This window comes from Glaciecola sp. SC05 (genome assembly GCF_041380235.1).
Taxonomy (GTDB): Bacteria; Pseudomonadota; Gammaproteobacteria; order Enterobacterales; family Alteromonadaceae; genus Glaciecola.
In genome coordinates, this window is the sequence record NZ_JBGIYY010000036.1 from 1 (window position 1) to 4011 (window position 4011).

Annotated in this window: 6 protein-coding genes; 3 read left to right on the forward strand and 3 right to left on the reverse strand. The window is 44.0% G+C overall.

Annotated elements, in window-relative coordinates; genetic code table 11:
- Window positions 1-45: 45 nt before the first annotated feature.
- The 3 genes from AB9H30_RS19140 (at window position 46) to AB9H30_RS19150 (ending at window position 1671) form a co-directional block, all read left to right on the forward strand.
- Window positions 46-462, forward strand: a complete 417-nt coding sequence (locus AB9H30_RS19140) for a hypothetical protein (RefSeq protein ID WP_371196396.1) — start codon at window positions 46-48, stop codon at window positions 460-462.
- A gap of 457 nt (window positions 463-919) precedes the next feature.
- Window positions 920-1309 carry a hypothetical protein gene (locus AB9H30_RS19145; RefSeq protein WP_371196397.1) on the forward strand — a complete coding sequence of 130 codons (390 nt, stop codon included), beginning with the start codon at window positions 920-922 and terminating at the stop codon, window positions 1307-1309.
- 95 nt (window positions 1310-1404) lie between these two features.
- On the forward strand, window positions 1405-1671 hold the full coding sequence (locus AB9H30_RS19150; RefSeq protein WP_371196398.1) for a phage integrase N-terminal SAM-like domain-containing protein: 267 nt from the start codon (window positions 1405-1407) through the stop codon (window positions 1669-1671).
- Here AB9H30_RS19150 and AB9H30_RS19155 read toward each other — a convergent pair.
- From AB9H30_RS19155 to AB9H30_RS19165, 3 genes are all read right to left on the reverse strand, one after another.
- Window positions 1661-3160 carry an IS66 family transposase gene (locus AB9H30_RS19155; protein WP_371196399.1) on the reverse strand — a complete coding sequence of 500 codons (1500 nt, stop codon included), beginning with the start codon at window positions 3158-3160 and terminating at the stop codon, window positions 1661-1663. The two genes, AB9H30_RS19150 and AB9H30_RS19155, sit on opposite strands and share 11 nt — an antisense overlap.
- A 96-nt stretch (window positions 3161-3256) precedes the next feature.
- Window positions 3257-3607, reverse strand: coding sequence for an IS66 family insertion sequence element accessory protein TnpB (gene tnpB / locus AB9H30_RS19160; protein ID WP_371196400.1), 351 nt, complete (start codon window positions 3605-3607; stop codon window positions 3257-3259).
- Window positions 3604-3903 (reverse strand): hypothetical protein, encoded by a 300-nt coding sequence (locus AB9H30_RS19165; RefSeq protein ID WP_371196401.1) that lies wholly within the window; start codon window positions 3901-3903, stop codon window positions 3604-3606. Before AB9H30_RS19165 ends, tnpB begins: the two co-directional genes overlap by 4 nt.
- Between the last annotated feature and the right edge of the window lie 108 nt (window positions 3904-4011).

Sequence of the window (4011 nt, forward strand, 5' to 3'; positions counted from 1 at the left end):
CACCGGCCCACCGCTTAAAATGGTGTTAGGCATCAAAAGGGAGTATTGACTATCGTAACTGTGGGGGCTTTTGATGATCCCATTCAAGCGCATATCGCGAAAGGTAGACTATTGACCGAAGGAATTTCAGCTTACATTGCCGACGAACATTATATATGGGCAAATTGGTCTATGTCACATGCCTTGGGTGGTGTAAAACTTCGAGTGTCACCTGATGACAAGAATAAAGCTACTTCGGTGTTGGGCAAGTTATATGATGGAAGTTATGAAAGTTACTTATCAGAAGAAGAAAACGAGATTGCTTGTGCTAACTGCAACGGTTTAGTTTTTGTCACATTTAATACTTGGCGAGCAAAATTAAGTCAAATAGCTGTATATTTATGTTTTGGTTTTATTATTCGTCTGCGCAATGGTAAGAAAAAATGTAAAGAGTGTGGTGGGGTGTTTAAGAATGATGCCTAACAAAAGCTTGAAGCGGATAAAAATAAAGAGCAATTTTTACCGCTTAAGCAGGTGTTAACTTCACGTGTTAGTTGAAATTCAAGGATGTTTTAGTTGTGAGCTATAAGCACAAAGGAACAAATGGGCCCAACGTACCTAAAACGAATATTAAAAGTGGCATAGAGTTATTTTTCCTGCAAGTATTCGCAAGCTTTATATGTCTCAGTTTTGCAACTTATTGCTGGGGAGTAGACGCAATAGTTGGATTTGTTTCTTCTTTGCTATTTGGATTAGCGTTCGCGTTTGTAGTTCTATGGGACATTAAGAACTATGTCTATGACTTAATTACGAAAAATCATATAACAAAGGATTGAGTCAGTGCCAGAAGTTAACAAAAAAATTAAAGCGGACATCGCCAAGAGCGGGCAACGCCGCTTAATTTGGTGTTAATTGCCATTTGGGCTTATAGGAAGTAATAATGAAATCGATAGTAATTTTTAGTTTGGTAATTTTGTCTTTCTGGACTCACGCATTTGAGTTAACTGATGCCGATATTTCTGGTAAGTGGGGAGTGGCTTCTATCGAAATGGGAAACCTTGGCGAAATACCCGCAGGGAAGGATGATTTTTTTCAATTTAACAATGGCATATTTACCTCATCGGCAATGGGTGAAACTTCAAACCCAGCTCCATATTCTCTAGAAAATGATACCATCGTGATATCGCATTCGAGCAAAACAGAGAAGCTAAAGGTGTTAGAAGTGACAGAAGAGAAAATGATTTTTATAGCTGACATCTACATTAATGAGAAGAAGATGAGCGCAGGGAATATAAAGTTCACTATAAGAAGATCGAGCAGTGGCAATTAATAAGTTGTTGAACTAAGCCGCTCCGCGGAGGAGTAATTTTCACCATTTGAACCACACTTACCTTTGGGGTTTTCCCATAATTCCGGAGGTACAAAATGAATGATTTAATCAGTCAAGTGGTTACTGAAATACACTATAGAGGCTACTCTTCTAACACGAAACAATCTTATACTAGTCACCTCATACGCATGGCCAGGTTCTTTGGTCGTCCGTTAGATGAAGTGAGTTGTGATGAGCTTAACACCTACTTTCAACATCCGTCAGTCCGACGACTTTCTTATGCCAGCATAGCGCTGCAAATTAACAGCTTAGCGTTTTTGTATAAACACGGTAAGCGTCTAGCTATCCCACCTAGCATTTAGCAAACTGCCATGGTAGCAGTTGCTCGACCTCGGTATTTTGCGCCGCTATTTGCTCTAGCATGTCCATAATATAATCGAACGGCGTTAGCCCGTTCGCTTTTGCAGTTTCGATAATGCTGTACAGCACGGCACTGGCGTGTGCGCCTTTTGCGGTGTGACTAAACAACCAATTCTTTCTGCCTATCACGAAGGGCTTTATTGCTCGCTCAGCGCGATTATTATCGATGTTGAGGTTACCGTCTTTTGTATAGGTGTTGAGTTTGCCCCACTGATTTAAGCAGTAGGTAATCGCCTCACCAAGTTTCGTTTTTGGTAGCACTTGCTGCTCTGATTTAATGAGCCATGTTTCGAACTGCTCGAGCAAGGGGCGGCTTTTTTGCTCTCGCATGATTCGTCTTTCTTCAGGCGAGCTGTCTTTTAGCTGCGCTTCAATGCGATAGAGTTTTTGGATATGATTAAGCGCCCAATCAGCCTTGCCGCTGCTCTTCTTACCTTGTGCAGTTTTCGCTTCTGTGAACTTACGTCTAGCATGTGCCCAACACCCTGCAAGCATGGCTTGGGTTTGCTCATAGCCTGCATAACCATCGACCTGTAAGTAGCCAGTAAAGCCTTGTAGATAATCCACCGCGCACTTGCCCGCGCGACTTGCCTTGTAGTCATAGAGCACGATGTTAGGCATGTCGGTGTGATTATTCTGAGGCGAGTCAGTGCCGGTGCAATACACCCACATATAGCACTTGGCTTTATCTTCTTTCACCACCTTTAAGGTGGTTTCATCTGCTGCAATCACTGGCTGCTGGAGTATCAACTCATGCAAACGGTCATACAACGGTTGCAGCAAGCCTGCGCACCGCAGCATCCAATCGGCCATGGTCTTTCGGCTAAGCTCAATGCCGTACTGCTTAAACATCGCTTCTTGCCGATATAGCGGCAAGCCATACTGATATTTACTGGTGATGATTTGGCTCAGTAAGCTCGGGGTTGCATAGCCTTTAGGGATAACGCTTGGCGCAACCGGCGCTTGTTTGATGTGATTGTGCGTGCCGTTTTTCTCACATGCTCTGCATGCATATTTGGGGCGTACATGCTCAATCACTTTGACCTGCGCTGGAATAAACTCAAGCTTCTCGCTTTTATCTTCGCCAATTTTCTGTAGCTCACCTTGGCAGCAGCCGCAGACTTTATCTTCATCAGCCAAGTCATGCACGACTACTTCACGTGGTAAGTCTGCCGGCAACGGCTTGCGCTTGGGTTTGTTGCGCGTATAGCTAATGCTCTCTTGCTCAGGCTCAGTTGCTGTCACTGCCAGCTCTTCAGCTTCATTAAATAGCTCACCCTGACCAGGGTGCCCCTCACTGCTTGCACCAAACTGCTTTTGCTGAGCAAGACGGAACTGCTCTTCTAAAAACGACAGCCGTGCCTGCTGACGCGCGATGAGCGCATCTTTTTGGGCCAGTTGCTTACGGAGCATGTCGAGTTCGTTTTGCATGTCTGTATTATACCCAAAGAACGGGCACAGGTATGCTAAGTGGCTGTTTTTATTTAGATTAAAACGTGATCGTAAAACGCTGCTTATGATCTAAGGTTATAAGCCAGAGGCCTTGTAATTCAACGTGCTGTGCCCAATCACGTCATAGCCACCTAGCAGCCATTGCAACTGCTGTTCGCTCAATCTGAGCCTGTCTAGCTCGTGCATTTTAGGCCATTTGAAGCGGTGTTTTTCTAAGCGTTTGTACCACAGAGCAAAGCCTGTTTTGTCCCAATACAACAACTTTAATTTGTCCTGCTTCTTATTGCAGAAGATAAACAAGGCACCGCTAAACGCGTCTAATTCAAGCTCGCTTTCAACAATCGACAGCAAGCCGTTGATGGACTTTCTGAAGTCTACAGCAGTGGTGTGCAAGTAAATATCTTCAGGCTCAACAAACATCTTCATTGCGCAAGAGCCTTTATCATATCAGCAAACCATTGCGGATTAACCGAGTCATTGCAGGCAAGCTCGATACCTTTAAACTGACAACTTATGGCCGCGCGCTTCGTCTTGGGCGTTTCAATCTTTACCAAAGCTCGGCCTGGCTTCTTACCTCTAGGGCTCCAATCACTTTTCCGTGCGCGGAATGTTTGCAGGTTAATACTGTGACGTTCACAAAACGCTTTGATGCTCAATCCGCTATTTTGCTGCTCATCAAAGATGAGCAACCACTGCGCCTTGGTTCTTGCTTTGCTTTTCATAAAGACCTCTAACTATTTATCGAGGTCAAATTCTGCTGGGTTGGACTTATATTGAAAATATGTGGTTTACTAGACGCTTACTAAACACGTCCTCAAGCGAACGTTGGT